Source organism: Pseudomonas marginalis, from assembly GCF_008692035.1.
GTDB classification, from domain to species: Bacteria; Pseudomonadota; Gammaproteobacteria; order Pseudomonadales; family Pseudomonadaceae; genus Aquipseudomonas; species Aquipseudomonas marginalis.
Genome location: NZ_VTFG01000001.1, coordinates 1,191,153 through 1,203,774, shown reverse-complemented (window position 1 = coordinate 1,203,774; position 12,622 = coordinate 1,191,153). Strand labels below are relative to the sequence as shown.

The window sequence follows — 12,622 nt, the reverse complement described above, 5'->3', positions numbered from 1 at the left end:
AGGCTTGCCCCCGATAGCGGTGTATAAGCCAGCATATGTGTTGACTGACCTAATGCTATCGGGGGCAAGCCCCCTCTCACAGGGAATGTCTTTATATGGAGAATCTTGTCTCTGTTTGGAGATCAGGCAATTCCCAGTGCCACCATTTTCTTGTACAACGTCGACCGCCCCAACCCCAATCGCCTGGCCGCCTCGACCACATTGCCCTCACACGCCCTGAGTGCCGCCGCAATCACCTGCCGATCAAACCGCTCCCGCGCCGCCGCAAACGTCTCACCTTCAGCCGTGTCCACCGCGCCGCGCGTCACCGGGCTGAACGTGCCAATCGCCGCACGAATGTCCCCAGGGTTCAACACCAGGTCATCGCTCAGCAACGCCGCGCGCTCCAGCACGTTGCGCAGTTCGCGGATGTTCCCCGGCCACGCATGCTGTGCCAACAGCGCCAGGGCCTCGCGGTCCAGTTCATGCTGGCTGCGCAGTTCCTCGAGGATCGCTTCGCTCAGCGCCGGAATGTCCTCCAGCCGCTCACGCAGCGGCGGCACCTGGATCGGCAATACGTTCAGGCGGTAATACAGGTCCGCACGGAACTCACCGCGCTTGATCGCCGCTTCCAGGTCCATGGAGGTGGCCGCGATCACCCGCACATCGCTGTGCAGCATTTCGTTGGAACCCACCGGTTCGAATTCCTTTTCCTGCAACACCCGCAGCAGCTTGCTTTGCAGCGGCAGCGGCATATCGCCGATTTCATCGAGGAACAGCGTGCCGCCCTGGGCAATCTGGAACTTGCCCGGACGGCCCTTGCGATCGGCACCGGTAAAGGCGCCCGGCGCGGTGCCGAAGAACTCGGCTTCCAGCAGGTCATGGGGAATCGCCGCGCTGTTGATGCTGACAAACGCCTTGTGCGCACGCGGTGAGGCGCCGTGGATCGCCTGGGCGAGCAATTCCTTGCCGGTACCGGTCTCGCCCAGCAGCAGCACCGGTGACTCGGCGCTTGCGCTGCGCCGGGCACGGCGTTTGACTTCCAGGCTGGCGGCGCTGGTGCCGATAAAGTGCGCAAAGTTGTACTTGCTCTGGCGTGAGCGCAGCAACGAGCGGGTGGAGGCCAGTTCCTGCTGCATGCTCAGGTAGCGCTCGATCAGCGGCGACAGGTTGCGCAGCTCATCGAACAAGGCAAAACCAATCGCACCGATCACTGCACCGGCGTCGTTGTGGATCGGCAGGCGCATCACCACCAAAGGGCCTTTGGGGGTGTCCTGGATGTCCAGCAGAATCGGCCGGTCGGTGCGCACCACCTGGCGCAACAGGCTGTTGGAAATCACCTGCTCGCACGGCTGGCCGATGGCTTCATCGGCACTCTTGAGGCCGAAGCGCTTGGCGTAGCGCTCGTTCATCCAGACGATATTGGCGTCGCGGTCGACAATCACCGTGCCTTCGCTGGACTGCTCGATGATCTCGAACAGCGACTGGATCGCCAGGCCGCGAACCTGTTGGTAGTCCGTCAGGCTGGTACTCATGACGACAGCCCGCCGGCCGCCGCCAGGAGTTCTTTGGTATACGGGTGCTGCGGTGCTTCGAAAACGTCATGGCTCGGCCCGCGCTCCACCACCTTGCCGTCCTTGATCACGATCATGTCATGGGCCATGGCGCGCACCACGGCGAGGTCATGGCTGATAAACAGGTAGGTCAGGCCGTACTTTTCCTGCAATTCACGCAGCAACGCTACGACCTGCTTCTGCACCGTACGGTCCAGTGCCGAGGTCGGTTCATCCAGCAGCATCAGCGCCGGCTTGAGCACCAGCGCGCGGGCGATGGCGATGCGTTGGCGCTGGCCGCCGGAAAACTCATGGGGGAAGCGATGGCGGCTGGCGGGGTCGAGGCCCACGTCCTTGAGCACCTGGATCACTTGCGCATCGCGGTCGGCCAGGCTGCACGGCGCATGCACCTCCAGGCCTTCGCTGATGATCTGCTGCACCGACATGCGTGGGCTGAGGCTGCCGTAGGGGTCTTGGAAGACCACTTGCATCTGCTTGCGCCACGGGCGCATCTGCTTGTGGTTGAGCGGGTCGAGGGCCTCGCCCTGGAAGCGGATGCTGCCGGTGGAATCCAGCAGGCGCAGGATCGCCTGGCCGAGGGTGGACTTGCCCGAACCGGACTCGCCGACAATCCCCAGGGTCTTGCCGCGCTGCACGCTGAGGCTGATGCCATCCACCGCGCGCAGGTAGGTCTTGCGCCGGAACAGGCCGCCGCCCAGGGGGAATTGCACGCTCAGGTCGTGCACGTCCAGCACGGTCTCCCGTGGCTCGCTGCACAGCACATCGCCGGACGGCTCGGCGTCCAGCAGCAGGCGGCTGTAGGGGTGTTGGGGGGCCGTGAACAAGGTCTCGCAGTCAGCCTGCTCGACAATCTCGCCGGCACGCATCACGCACACCCGCTGGGCAATGCTGCGCACCAGGTTGAGGTCATGGCTGATCAGCAGCAGCGACATGCCCAGGCGGTGTTGCAGGGACTTGAGCAGCAGCAGGATCTTGCGCTGCACGGTCACGTCAAGGGCGGTGGTGGGCTCGTCGGCGATCAACAGCTCCGGCTCACAGGCCAGGGCCATGGCGATCATCACCCGTTGGCGCTGGCCCCCGGAGAGTTGGTGGGGATAGGCCTTGAGGCGTTCCTGGGGTTTCTGGATGCCCACCAACTGCAGCAACTCGAGGATGCGCGCCTGCGCCGCCTTGCCGCCCAGGCCCTTGTGCAGCAGCAAGGTTTCGCCGATCTGTTTTTCGATGCTGTGCAGCGGGTTGAGGGAGGTCATCGGCTCCTGGAAGATCATCGCAATGCGGTTGCCGCGCAGTTTCTGCAAGGTCGATGCCGAGGCGCCGACCAGTTCCTGGCCGCGATATTTCACGGAGCCACGGGTTTCAGTACCGGCTTCGGGCAGCAGTTGCAGAATCGAATGGGCGGTCACCGACTTGCCGGAGCCGGACTCACCCACCAGCGCCAGGCACTCGCCGGGGCGTACATCCAGGCTCAGGTTGCGTACCACGGTCTGGCCGCTGAAGGCGACGCTGAGGTCGCGGATTTCGATCAGGTTCATACGCAGTCACTCATGAGCGTGGGTCGAAGGCATCACGTAGTGCCTCGCCGATAAAGACCAGCAGCGACAGGATCAGCGCCAAGGTGAAAAACGCCGTCAGGCCCAGCCACGGCGCTTGCAGGTTCTGCTTGCCCTGGGCAATCAGCTCGCCCAGTGACGCACTGCCCGCAGGCATGCCGAAACCGAGGAAATCCAGGGCGCTCAGGGTGGAAATCGCCCCGGTGAGGATGAACGGCAGGTAGCTCAAGGTGGCGGTCATGGCGTTGGGCAGGATGTGCCGGCGAATGATCTTGCCGTCGCCCAGGCCCAGGGCCCGTGCGGCCTTGACGTACTCCAGGTTGCGCCCGCGCAGGAACTCGGCGCGCACCACATCCACCAGGGCCAGCCAGGAAAACAGCGCCATGATCCCCAGCAACCACCAGAAGTTCGGCTCGACAAACCCCGACAGGATGATCAGCAGGTACAGCACCGGCAGCCCGGACCACACTTCAAGGATGCGTTGGCCGAGCAGATCCACCCAGCCGCCGTAATAGCCCTGCAAGGCCCCGGCGGCGATGCCGATGGTGGCGCTGATCGCGGTGAGTGCCAGGGCAAACAGGATCGACACCCGCGCACCGAAGATCACCCGCGCCAGCACATCCCGCGACTGGTCATCGGTACCCAGCCAGTTCACCGTCGAGGGCGGGCTGGGGGCCGGGCGGGTCAGTTCGTAGTTGGGCGTGTCGTCGCTGAACGGGATGGGCGGGAACAGCATCCAGCCGCCGTCCTGCTTGATCAGCTTTTGCACGTAGTCACTGCGGTAATCGGCCTGGAACGGCAGTTGCCCGCCGAACTGCTGCTCGGTGTAGCGCTTGAACGCCGGGAAATACAGCTCGTTCTTGTAGCTGAGTACCAAGGGCTTGTCGTTGGCGATCAATTCGCCGCCCAGGGTCAGGATAAACAGCCCGATAAACAGCCACAGCGACCACCAGCCGCGACGGTTTTTCTTGAAGCGTTCGAAACGCCGACGGGCCACGGGAGACAGGTTAAGCATCAGGCGTTCCTCGCGGCGAAGTCGATACGCGGGTCCACCAGGGTGTAGCAGAGGTCGCCGATCAGTTTTATCAGCAGGCCGAACAAGGTGAAGATAAACAGCGAGCCAAACACCACCGGGTAGTCCCGGGACACGGCCGCTTCGTAGCTCATGCGGCCGAGGCCATCGAGGGAAAAAATCACCTCGATCAACAGCGAACCGGCAAAGAACACACTGATGAACGCCTGGGGAATCCCCGAGATCACCAGCAGCATGGCGTTGCGAAACACATGGCCGTACAGCACCCGCCGTTCGCTCAGGCCCTTGGCGCGGGCGGTCACTACGTACTGGCGCGTGATTTCATTGAGGAACGAGTTTTTGGTCAGGATGGTCAAGGTGGCGAACCCGCCGATCACCAGTGCGCTGACGGGCAACACCAGGTGCCAGAAATAGTCGGCGATCTTGCCCACGGTGCTCAGCTCGGCGAAGTTTTCCGAGACCAGCCCGCGCACCGGAAACCAGTTCAATGACGTGCCTCCGGCGAACACCACGATCAGGAACATCGCGAACAGGAACGCCGGCATCGCGTAGCCAATCACAATGGCGGTGCTGCTCCACACATCAAAGCTGCTGCCATGGCGCACCGCCTTGCGAATGCCCAGGGGGATCGACACCAGGTAGGTGATCAGCGTGGCCCACAGGCCGAGGGAAATGGTCACCGGCATTTTTTCCAGGATCAGGTCGATCACGGTGGCGCCGCGAAAGAAGCTGTTGCCGAAATCCAGCTGGGCGTAGCTCTTGAGCATCAGCCACAGGCGTTCCGGCGCGGGCTTGTCGAAGCCGTATTGTTTTTCGATGTCCTTGATCAGTTTCGGGTCCAGCCCGCGGCTGGCACGGGAGCCGCTGCTGACACCGTCGCCGGATGAGCCGCCGACCGCGCCGCCGCCGATGCCCTGCAAGTGGGCGATGGCTTGTTCCACCGGTCCGCCGGGGGCGGCCTGGACGATCACGAAGTTGACCAGCAGGATGATCACCAGCGTCGGAATGATCAGCAGCAGGCGCCGCACGATATAGGCAAACATCAGCGAGCTCCCGCGCGTTTTTTCAACTCGGCATTCATTTGTTCATTGGTCAGCGGGGTAGGGCTGATTTCCCACCAGGTTTCCAGGGCTTCATCATTCCTGGCCTCGATGGCCGGGCGGCCGAAGCGGTTCCACCACGCGGCGGAGGTGCCGGGCGGGTAGTAATTGGGGATCCACAGGTAATTCCATTGCAGCACCCGGTCCAAGGCATGGGCATAGGTAAGCATCTGCGCCTGGGTGTCGGCCTTGACCAGGCCCTTGATCAGGCTGTCGACGGCCGGGTCCTTGAGCACCATGTAGTTGTTGGCGCCCGGATCGAATGCGGCGGTCGAGCCGAAGTAGTTGTACAGCTCCATGCCGGGCGAGGTGGTGACCGGGAAGCCGGTGACGATCATGTCGTAGTCGCGGGCCATCAGGCGGTTGACGTATTGCGAAGAATCGATGCGGCGGATGTTCAAGGTAATGCCGATCTGTGCGAGGTTGCGTTTGTACGGCAACAGCAGGCGTTCCAGCCCGTTCTGGGCATTGAGGAAGGTGAACTCCAGCGGCTCGCCCTCGGCGTTGACCAGTTTGTCGCCGTCTGGCTTCCAGCCGGCTTCTTCCAGCAGCGCCAGGGCTTGCAGCTGTTTGTCGCGGATCATGCCGCTGCCATCGGTGACCGGGGCCTTGAACACCTGGGTGAATACCTCGTCGGGAATCTGCCCGCGCAAGGGTTCCAGAATCGCCAGTTCTTCCGGGGTGGGCAGCTGGGTGGCGGCCAACGGGCTGTTGGAGAAGTAGCTTTGCTGGCGGATGTACAGGTTGCGCATCATCTGCCGGTTGGCCCATTCGAAGTCCCACAGCATCGCCAGGGCCTGGCGCACGCGACGGTCCTTGAACATCGGTTTTTGCACGTTGAACACATAACCCTGGGCCGGTTGCGGCATGTCCTTGGCCAGGTGCGCACGTTGCAGGCGGCCATCGTCCAGGGCCGGGCCGTTGTAGCCGATGGAATAGCCGGTGGCGGAAAACTCACGGTTGAAGTCGTAGGCGCCACCGCGCAGTACCTGGCGGGCCACTTCGGTGTCACCGAAGTACTCCAGGCTCAGGTGATCGAAGTTGTACAGGCCGCGGCTGACGGGCAGGTCCTTGCCCCACCAGTCGGGGTCGCGGGTAAAGGTGATGGTGCTGCCCGAGTCGATCTTGCCGACCTTGTACGGGCCGCTGCCCAGGGGGGCTTCGTAGCCACCGCCGTTGGCGAAGTCGCGGGTTTTCCACCAGTGCTCGGGAAACACCGGCAGGGTGGCGACATCCAGGGGCAGGGTGCGGTTTTCATTGCTGGAGAAATCAAAACGGACCTGGCGCGGGCCTTCGACTTCGACGTGCTTGACGTCGGCGAACAGCGTGCGAAAGCGCAGGCTGCCTTGGGTCATCAGCAGGTTGAAGCTGTAGCGCACGTCTTCGGCGGTGATCGGCTTGCCATCGGCAAAGCGCGCCTTGGGGTTGAGGAAGAAGCGCAGGGACAGGCCGTCCTCCGCGCGTTCCATCTTCTCGGCCACCAGGCCATACACCGTATAGGGCTCATCCAGGGAACGCAGGGCCAGGGGCGCATACAGCCAGCCGTCGACCTGGGAGACGCCGATGCCTTTGTCGATATACGGCAGCACATGGTCGAAACGCCCGATCTCCAGCGCCGAGCGCCGCAGGCTGCCGCCCTTGGGGGCGTTGGGGTTGGCGTAGTCGAAATGGCTGAAACCGGCGGGATACTTGGCCGGTTCGCCGTACACGGTCATGGACGGTTGGGGCGCCGCGATCACGGCGCTGCTGGCCAGCAGCAGGGCCAGGGAGGTACTGAACAGTCTGGAAAAAGCCAATCGCATTGTCAGCCTTGAACGCCGGGTGAAGAAGAATAAGGATTTGTACGCTAACGGCATCAGCGTCGCCAGTCGTCACATGCACAACGGCCCACCAAGAGGCGGGCCGTTGTTTCAAGCAGCAGCGCGGATGGGATCAGTCCTGGCGGCTGGTGACTTCCAGCAGGTGGTAGCCGAACTGGGTTTTTACCGGGCCTTGCACGGTGTTGACCGGGGCGCTGAAGACGACGGTGTCGAATTCCTTGACCATCTGGCCTGGACCGAACGAACCCAAGTCACCGCCCTGGCGGCTGGATGGGCAGCTGGAGTTGGCTTTGGCGACTTCTGCGAAATCGGCGCCGCCTTCGATTTGGGCCTTGAGTTCGTTGCACTTGTCTTCAGTGGCAACGAGGATGTGACGGGCGGTGGCTTTGGCCATGGGGATTAACTCCTTGAGTAAAAACGGTGAGCGTACCGGATTCAGGCGGTTATTTCCTGGCAAAGTTCCGCTGGGGTTCAGGTTGGGGCGTTGGGCTTGGGTATTGGCGTGATGGAGTGAGACCCAGAGCAGGCTGGTATCTACCTGATGCATAGAGATCACATGTGGGAGGGGCGGTGCGACGATTCGACTTGCTCCCGATGGCGGCCTGATGGCCGGCCAGGATTTGGGATCAGACCGAGTACATATCCGTTGCTGCGGTAACGGCCACCTAGGGTTCCGCCCTTACGGCGGCTCACTTTGGAAAAGCCCCAAAGTAAGCAAAGGGCTCTTGCCCCAACACTCGGCACCTCGCCTAGGCTCGGTGTGCCCTCACTCCGGCTTGACTCCGTGGGCCGCCGTCATGGGCCATCCCTGGCCCAGGACGGCTAACCCGGCGTCCTGCCGGGTTACCCACGGATTCAAGCCTGCGTTCGGCCAGCGTGTTTGACGGGGCGCCTGAGATCAAGAGCAACAGCAACAGCAACAGCAACAGCAACAGCAACAGCAACAGCAACAGCAGTGTTACGTCTGACGTTGCTGGAGTTATCTGATGTCAGGTCGAATAAGCCTCCATCAATTCAAGACGATATAGTCGTTCTGCTGAATGATCGGCCGATGGGCGCCTTGCATCAGGTGAAGGTAGCGGCCGTCCACCAGGTCGATGGGCAGGCAGTCGTCGATATCCATCACGCCGTCGGTGTGGGCCTGGGACCAGTGGCGCAGCATTTGTTGCTTGCCCTTGCTGGTCGCCTCCCGTTTGTTGCGGGCGACCACCAGCAGGTAGTGGTGGGCCTCGCCAAAGCTATTGGTTTCATAACCGCCAAGGTTGATGAAGTACAGGTGATGGGCGTCGGCAGCGGGGGCCAGGTGGCTGAGTTCGACTTTCCAGCCGTCGACGCCGTCCACCGCCATCCACGAATCGATATGCACGCCCTTTGGGCTGCCAAACCAGCCCTCGCGCAGTTGCGGGTAGGTGCCTTCCAGGGTGTCTGCTACGGCGAACACCACATCGTGCACTTCAATTCTTGCTCGTGGGTGCTTGCCCCCGAGCATCACGACAAACAGCATTGCAGGTCCTTCCTGGCGACTTGGCAAAGGGCAACCATACTTCGATTGAACCCTTTTGTCCGGTCAATGCCACACTGTTAATTCGCGAACTCATCAGGAGGTTGTCATGCGCACCATTGATCTGGCGGGTGTTCCCGTCCCTGTCATCGGCCAGGGAACCTGGCGCATGGGCGAAGACCCGGACCGGCGCCGCGCTGAAGTCGCGGCATTGCAACTGGGGATCGACGAGGGCATGACCCTCATCGACACCGCCGAGATGTATGGCGAGGGTGGCGCCGAGGAAGTCGTCGGCGAAGCCATCAGCGGCAGGCGTGACCAAGTGTTCCTGGTGAGCAAGGTCTACCCGCACAACGCCAGCCAAAAAGGCGTGCCCCGTGCCTGTGAAGCCAGCCTCCGGCGCCTGGGCACGGACTACATTGATCTGTATCTGCTGCATTGGCGTGGCCAGTACCCCCTTGAAGAAACTGTCGAAGCGTTCGAGCGCCTGCGTGAGGCCGGCAAGATCGGCCGCTGGGGCGTCTCGAATTTCGATGTGGCCGACCTGCAGGAGCTCGCATCCCCGGCCTGCGCGACCAACCAGGTGCTGTACAACATCGAAGAGCGCGGGATCGAATTCGACCTGTTGCCCTGGTGGCAACAACACCATTTGCCGCTGATGGCGTACTGCCCGATTGCCCAGGGTGGGGCGTTGCTGTCCAGCCAGACCCTCAAGCAGATCGCCCGCCGCCACGAGGTCACGCCTGCCCAGGTTGCCTTGGCCTGGGTGCTGCGCCAGGACGGTGTGATCGCCATTCCCAAGGCGGTCACCCCGGAGCATGTACGGCTCAATGCGGCCGCCGCCAAGGTGGTGCTCGATGAGCACGACCTGGATGCCATCGACCGGGTGTTCGGCGCACCCAAGCGCAAGCATCCCTTGGCGATGGTGTAGTTGCCTGGCAGAAACGGTGCCGTCCCTGGCTCCCGTTCCTGCTCAGGTCCGACTTAGCCCGCTACCGGGTTGCGCCAGTCATCCGATCCGGATGTGCCCGACACTTCGTGGGTCCACACGATCTTGCGATAGGTGAAGTACACATCCTCCAGGTGAGTGAAGTGGGCATTGTCCGGGTCCTGGCAATTGGGCATGCGGGACTGGATGTCCACGAGCGTCGCGCCCTCCAGTTCTATCGTGAAGTAGTGCTCCTGGGTGCCGGCCGATGATGTGCGGAACCACTCCAGTCGGCATTTGACCTCTTCACCGCTGGTCAATGCGCTGAACAGCAAGGGCGATGACTTATCGAAGACCTTGCTGATCATCAGCGGCTTATGGACCCTCTGGCCCGTCGGCTGACCCGACTGCGGATCGCGGGGGATGATTACTTGATGAGCAAAGGCCTGGACCAGAATCTGGTCTTCATGACCTTCCTGATAAATGTTGCCTACCGAGTCCTGGGTAAATGTGCCTGCCGTAATCAAACCTTGTTTGACACCGGTGATGGAAAGATACGCGGGTGTTGGCATGACGGGTTTCCTTGTCTGATTGATGAAGTAGTTCCAACGGTTAATCGTGCCGGTTGGGAATGTGGTTATTACAAGAAGCGTGCCGGAAAGTGCGGGAACCAATACGGACTTGGCATGCTGTGGATATAGGCGTTTGGTTTAAACGGGTATTATGGTTTTTTTGGCTGTTTTACGGAAAGTGTTTGCGCATAAGTGCGCATTTAGTTGCTCATATTGCTACGTCTCTTAGTAGTTGGTTTTCCGCTGGGGTTAGGTGAACTACATCTCTGTAGCTGCGCAAAAGTCTGCATATGCCTTGGTTTACGGGGTGTGTAGGAAATGTCTTAAGTGTGAGCCTGTTGCTTGCTGGATGTTATTGTCGTGGCTAAGGTTTACGAACTTCGCGGCGAATCAAGCGAAGGGTTCATGGCGATCTGGTGTGAAAGTTAAATGCACTTAGTTTGTCTCTCGTGCCTTGGATAGTCGAGTGCGCTCCTAAATGGTCCATTCAGAAAAACTCTGCGCTTATTACCTCGAGCTTGCCCGGCAGCCCTGTTTGCCAGCGAACTTTGCCGGCAGTGATATGCGCTATTCAAATGAATATGAAACCCTGGAGTCCGAACTGGCAAAGATGCAGTCCATGCATGGCGCCGGCCAGCCGGACTGGCAAAAGCTCCTGGAAATCAGCGAATGCATGTTGCGTGAGCAGTCCAAGGATCTGCGCGTGGCCGTCTGGCTGACCTGGGCGCTGTACCACCGCGAGTCCTTTGCCGGACTGCTGGCTGGCCTCGGGTTGCTGCGCCATCTGTGTGAGCACCATTGGTCGGCGGTATACCCTGGAAAGCTGCGCACCCGCGGCGCGGCGTTCGGCTGGCTGGTCCTGCGCCTTGAGACACTGCTTGTCCAAGACCTGTCGGTTCAGGACCAGCAACCCCTATTCCAGTCCATGCTTGAACACCTCACGCGCCTTGATGAACTCTGGACTGCACATTTGGGAGGCGACACGCCGCTGTTGCTGCCGATTCGCAAACAATTGGAGCAGTGGTTGGCGCTTGCTGTGCAAGGCCATCCCCCTGTCGCCGGGTTGAACGCCGCCGTTGCGCAAGTGCAACCCGCTGCTACGCCATCCTCAACGGCCAAACCGACGGTAAACAACGAAAAAGACGCGCATGAATTGCTGTATGCCTTGCAGGAACAAGCTCGTCCGTTGTGTGCCTGGTGGTTACGCCAGGACGCCGCCGACCTACGGGCCTTGCACCTGAGTCGAACGCTGGCCTGGCTGTCAATCGTCCGCTATCCGGATGCCAACGGTGAGCGAGTCACCGCGTTGTGCGGGCCTGCCCCCGACAGACTCAAGTACTACCAGCAACGTTTTGCCCAAGGCCATCACGCCGAGCTGCTGCCTGAACTTGAGGCCGGCCTCTCAGGTGCGATGTTCTGGTTCGACGGGCTGTACATGCTCTGGCAATGCCTGGAAGCCCAGCAGGCGGAACTGGCCATGAGCGAGTTGGAAGTGAGTTTCGCCCTGCTGTTGCAACGATTGCCGGACTTGCCGGCGTTTCGCTTTCAAGGGGGCGTTCCTTTTGCCGACGACGCCACTCGCGACTGGATCGCACTGCATGTCTCCCATTACCTGCAAACCCCTGAGGCGCCCCGCGTGGGGGGCGATGCCGAGCCCTGGGAGATCGCCTTGCAGGATGTGCTACCGCGGCTGCGCAAGGATGGGCTCAAAGCCGCGGTACATGAGCTCAATCAAGGCCTCCATGCCGCTCGCAGCGATCGCGCCCGCTTTTATTGGCGGTTGGCCCTGGCGCGCTTGTGTGCACACGCTGGCAAACATGAACTGGCGAAGATCCAGCTCGAACAACTGGACTTCGAGCTGCAGCGCTCGGGCCTGGAGCGCTGGGAGCCGGAGCTGGCGTTTCAAGTGACACGCCTCTTGCACCGCTGCTGCGACCTGCTGCCACAAAACCATGCCGTGCGCGAGCGCAAGGAAGACACCCACCGCAGGCTGTGCCTCTTCGATCTGGAAGCGGTACTTGAATAGGCTTACGAGCCGCTTGAAAAGGAGATTTACCATGGCCAAAGAAGGTTCGGTAGCACCCAAGGAACGCATCAATATCACCTTCAAACCCGCCGTCGGCGGTGTGCGGGAAGAAGTCGAGCTTCCGTTGAAACTCCTCGTGCTGGGGGACTTCACCCAGCGTGAGGACCTGCGCAAGCTTGAAGATCGCAAGCCCATCGCCCTCAACCAGAACACCCTCGATGAGGTGTTGGCCAAACAGGCGCTGAGCCTGACGCTGAATGTCCCCAATCGGCTCCAGGACGGCGCCGAGGTCGAAGACCTGGCCATCCAGTTACGAATCAATTCGATGAGGGATTTCAACCCGGCGAACCTGGTGGAGCAGATCCCCGAGTTGCACAAGCTGATGGCCCTGCGTGAGGCGCTCATGGCGCTCAAGGGACCACTGGGCAACACGCCGAGCTTTCGCAAAGCCATCGAACAGGCCCTGGCCGACGACGAATCCCGTGCCCGAGTATTGGCGGAGCTGGGCCTGAGCGGCCGGACCGCCTGACATTCTTCAG

At 61.4% G+C, this 12,622-nt stretch carries 11 protein-coding genes; 3 read left to right on the top strand and 8 right to left on the bottom strand.

What is annotated here, in order from left to right; genetic code table 11:
• Positions 1 to 122: 122 nt before the first annotated feature.
• The 7 genes from FX984_RS05165 to FX984_RS05130 form a co-directional block, all read right to left on the bottom strand.
• The gene (locus FX984_RS05165; RefSeq protein ID WP_146478000.1) at positions 123 to 1,514 is read right to left on the bottom strand and encodes a sigma-54 interaction domain-containing protein; all 1,392 of its coding nucleotides are present in this window, start codon (positions 1,512 to 1,514) and stop codon (positions 123 to 125) included.
• Complete coding sequence (locus FX984_RS05160; RefSeq protein ID WP_092356759.1) at positions 1,511 to 3,085, bottom strand: ABC transporter ATP-binding protein; 1,575 nt, start codon at positions 3,083 to 3,085, stop codon at positions 1,511 to 1,513. The genes FX984_RS05165 and FX984_RS05160 overlap by 4 nt, the downstream gene beginning before the upstream one ends.
• Before the next feature lie 10 nt (positions 3,086 to 3,095).
• Entirely contained in the window at positions 3,096 to 4,118 is a 1,023-nt protein-coding gene (locus FX984_RS05155) for an ABC transporter permease (protein WP_065927157.1), read from the bottom strand.
• On the bottom strand, positions 4,118 to 5,179 hold the full coding sequence (locus tag FX984_RS05150; protein ID WP_027608619.1) for a microcin C ABC transporter permease YejB: 1,062 nt from the start codon (positions 5,177 to 5,179) through the stop codon (positions 4,118 to 4,120). The genes FX984_RS05155 and FX984_RS05150 overlap by 1 nt, the downstream gene beginning before the upstream one ends.
• A complete protein-coding gene (locus FX984_RS05145) occupies positions 5,179 to 7,038 on the bottom strand; it encodes an extracellular solute-binding protein (protein WP_092356765.1) in 1,860 nt (619 codons plus the stop codon). The genes FX984_RS05150 and FX984_RS05145 overlap by 1 nt, the downstream gene beginning before the upstream one ends.
• Positions 7,039 to 7,168: 130 nt before the next feature.
• Positions 7,169 to 7,450 (bottom strand): peptidylprolyl isomerase, encoded by a 282-nt coding sequence (locus FX984_RS05140; protein WP_003208024.1) that lies wholly within the window; start codon positions 7,448 to 7,450, stop codon positions 7,169 to 7,171.
• Between the two features lie 615 nt (positions 7,451 to 8,065).
• The gene (locus tag FX984_RS05130) at positions 8,066 to 8,560 is read right to left on the bottom strand and encodes a DUF1543 domain-containing protein (RefSeq protein WP_146478001.1); all 495 of its coding nucleotides are present in this window, start codon (positions 8,558 to 8,560) and stop codon (positions 8,066 to 8,068) included.
• Positions 8,561 to 8,666: 106 nt separating this feature from the next.
• Here FX984_RS05130 and FX984_RS05125 point away from each other — a divergent pair, with 106 nt between their 5' ends.
• On the top strand, positions 8,667 to 9,488 hold the full coding sequence (locus tag FX984_RS05125) for an aldo/keto reductase (protein ID WP_027608616.1): 822 nt from the start codon (positions 8,667 to 8,669) through the stop codon (positions 9,486 to 9,488).
• Positions 9,489 to 9,541: 53 nt separating this feature from the next.
• Here FX984_RS05125 and FX984_RS05120 read toward each other — a convergent pair whose 3' ends face one another.
• Positions 9,542 to 10,057 (bottom strand): Hcp family type VI secretion system effector, encoded by a 516-nt coding sequence (locus FX984_RS05120; RefSeq protein ID WP_027608615.1) that lies wholly within the window; start codon positions 10,055 to 10,057, stop codon positions 9,542 to 9,544.
• Positions 10,058 to 10,535: 478 nt separating this feature from the next.
• Between FX984_RS05120 and tssA the strand changes: the two genes are divergently transcribed.
• Together tssA and tssB are read left to right on the top strand one after the other, a co-directional pair.
• A complete protein-coding gene (gene tssA, locus FX984_RS05115; protein ID WP_146478002.1) occupies positions 10,536 to 12,083 on the top strand; it encodes a type VI secretion system protein TssA in 1,548 nt (515 codons plus the stop codon).
• Positions 12,084 to 12,114: 31 nt separating this feature from the next.
• Positions 12,115 to 12,612, top strand: a complete 498-nt coding sequence (gene tssB, locus FX984_RS05110; protein WP_027608613.1) for a type VI secretion system contractile sheath small subunit — start codon at positions 12,115 to 12,117, stop codon at positions 12,610 to 12,612.
• Positions 12,613 to 12,622: the final 10 nt, after the last annotated feature.

Coding starts and splice junctions, on each gene's coding strand:
- FX984_RS05165 (WP_146478000.1), bottom strand. CDS start 1,514: ATGAGTACCAGCCTGACGGACTACCAACAGGTTCGCGGCCTGGCGATC.
- FX984_RS05160 (WP_092356759.1), bottom strand. CDS start 3,085: ATGAACCTGATCGAAATCCGCGACCTCAGCGTCGCCTTCAGCGGCCAG.
- FX984_RS05155 (WP_065927157.1), bottom strand. CDS start 4,118: ATGCTTAACCTGTCTCCCGTGGCCCGTCGGCGTTTCGAACGCTTCAAG.
- FX984_RS05150 (WP_027608619.1), bottom strand. CDS start 5,179: ATGTTTGCCTATATCGTGCGGCGCCTGCTGCTGATCATTCCGACGCTG.
- FX984_RS05145 (WP_092356765.1), bottom strand. CDS start 7,038: ATGCGATTGGCTTTTTCCAGACTGTTCAGTACCTCCCTGGCCCTGCTG.
- FX984_RS05140 (WP_003208024.1), bottom strand. CDS start 7,450: ATGGCCAAAGCCACCGCCCGTCACATCCTCGTTGCCACTGAAGACAAG.
- FX984_RS05130 (WP_146478001.1), bottom strand. CDS start 8,560: ATGCTGTTTGTCGTGATGCTCGGGGGCAAGCACCCACGAGCAAGAATT.
- FX984_RS05125 (WP_027608616.1), top strand. CDS start 8,667: ATGCGCACCATTGATCTGGCGGGTGTTCCCGTCCCTGTCATCGGCCAG.
- FX984_RS05120 (WP_027608615.1), bottom strand. CDS start 10,057: ATGCCAACACCCGCGTATCTTTCCATCACCGGTGTCAAACAAGGTTTG.
- tssA (WP_146478002.1), top strand. CDS start 10,536: ATGGTCCATTCAGAAAAACTCTGCGCTTATTACCTCGAGCTTGCCCGG.
- tssB (WP_027608613.1), top strand. CDS start 12,115: ATGGCCAAAGAAGGTTCGGTAGCACCCAAGGAACGCATCAATATCACC.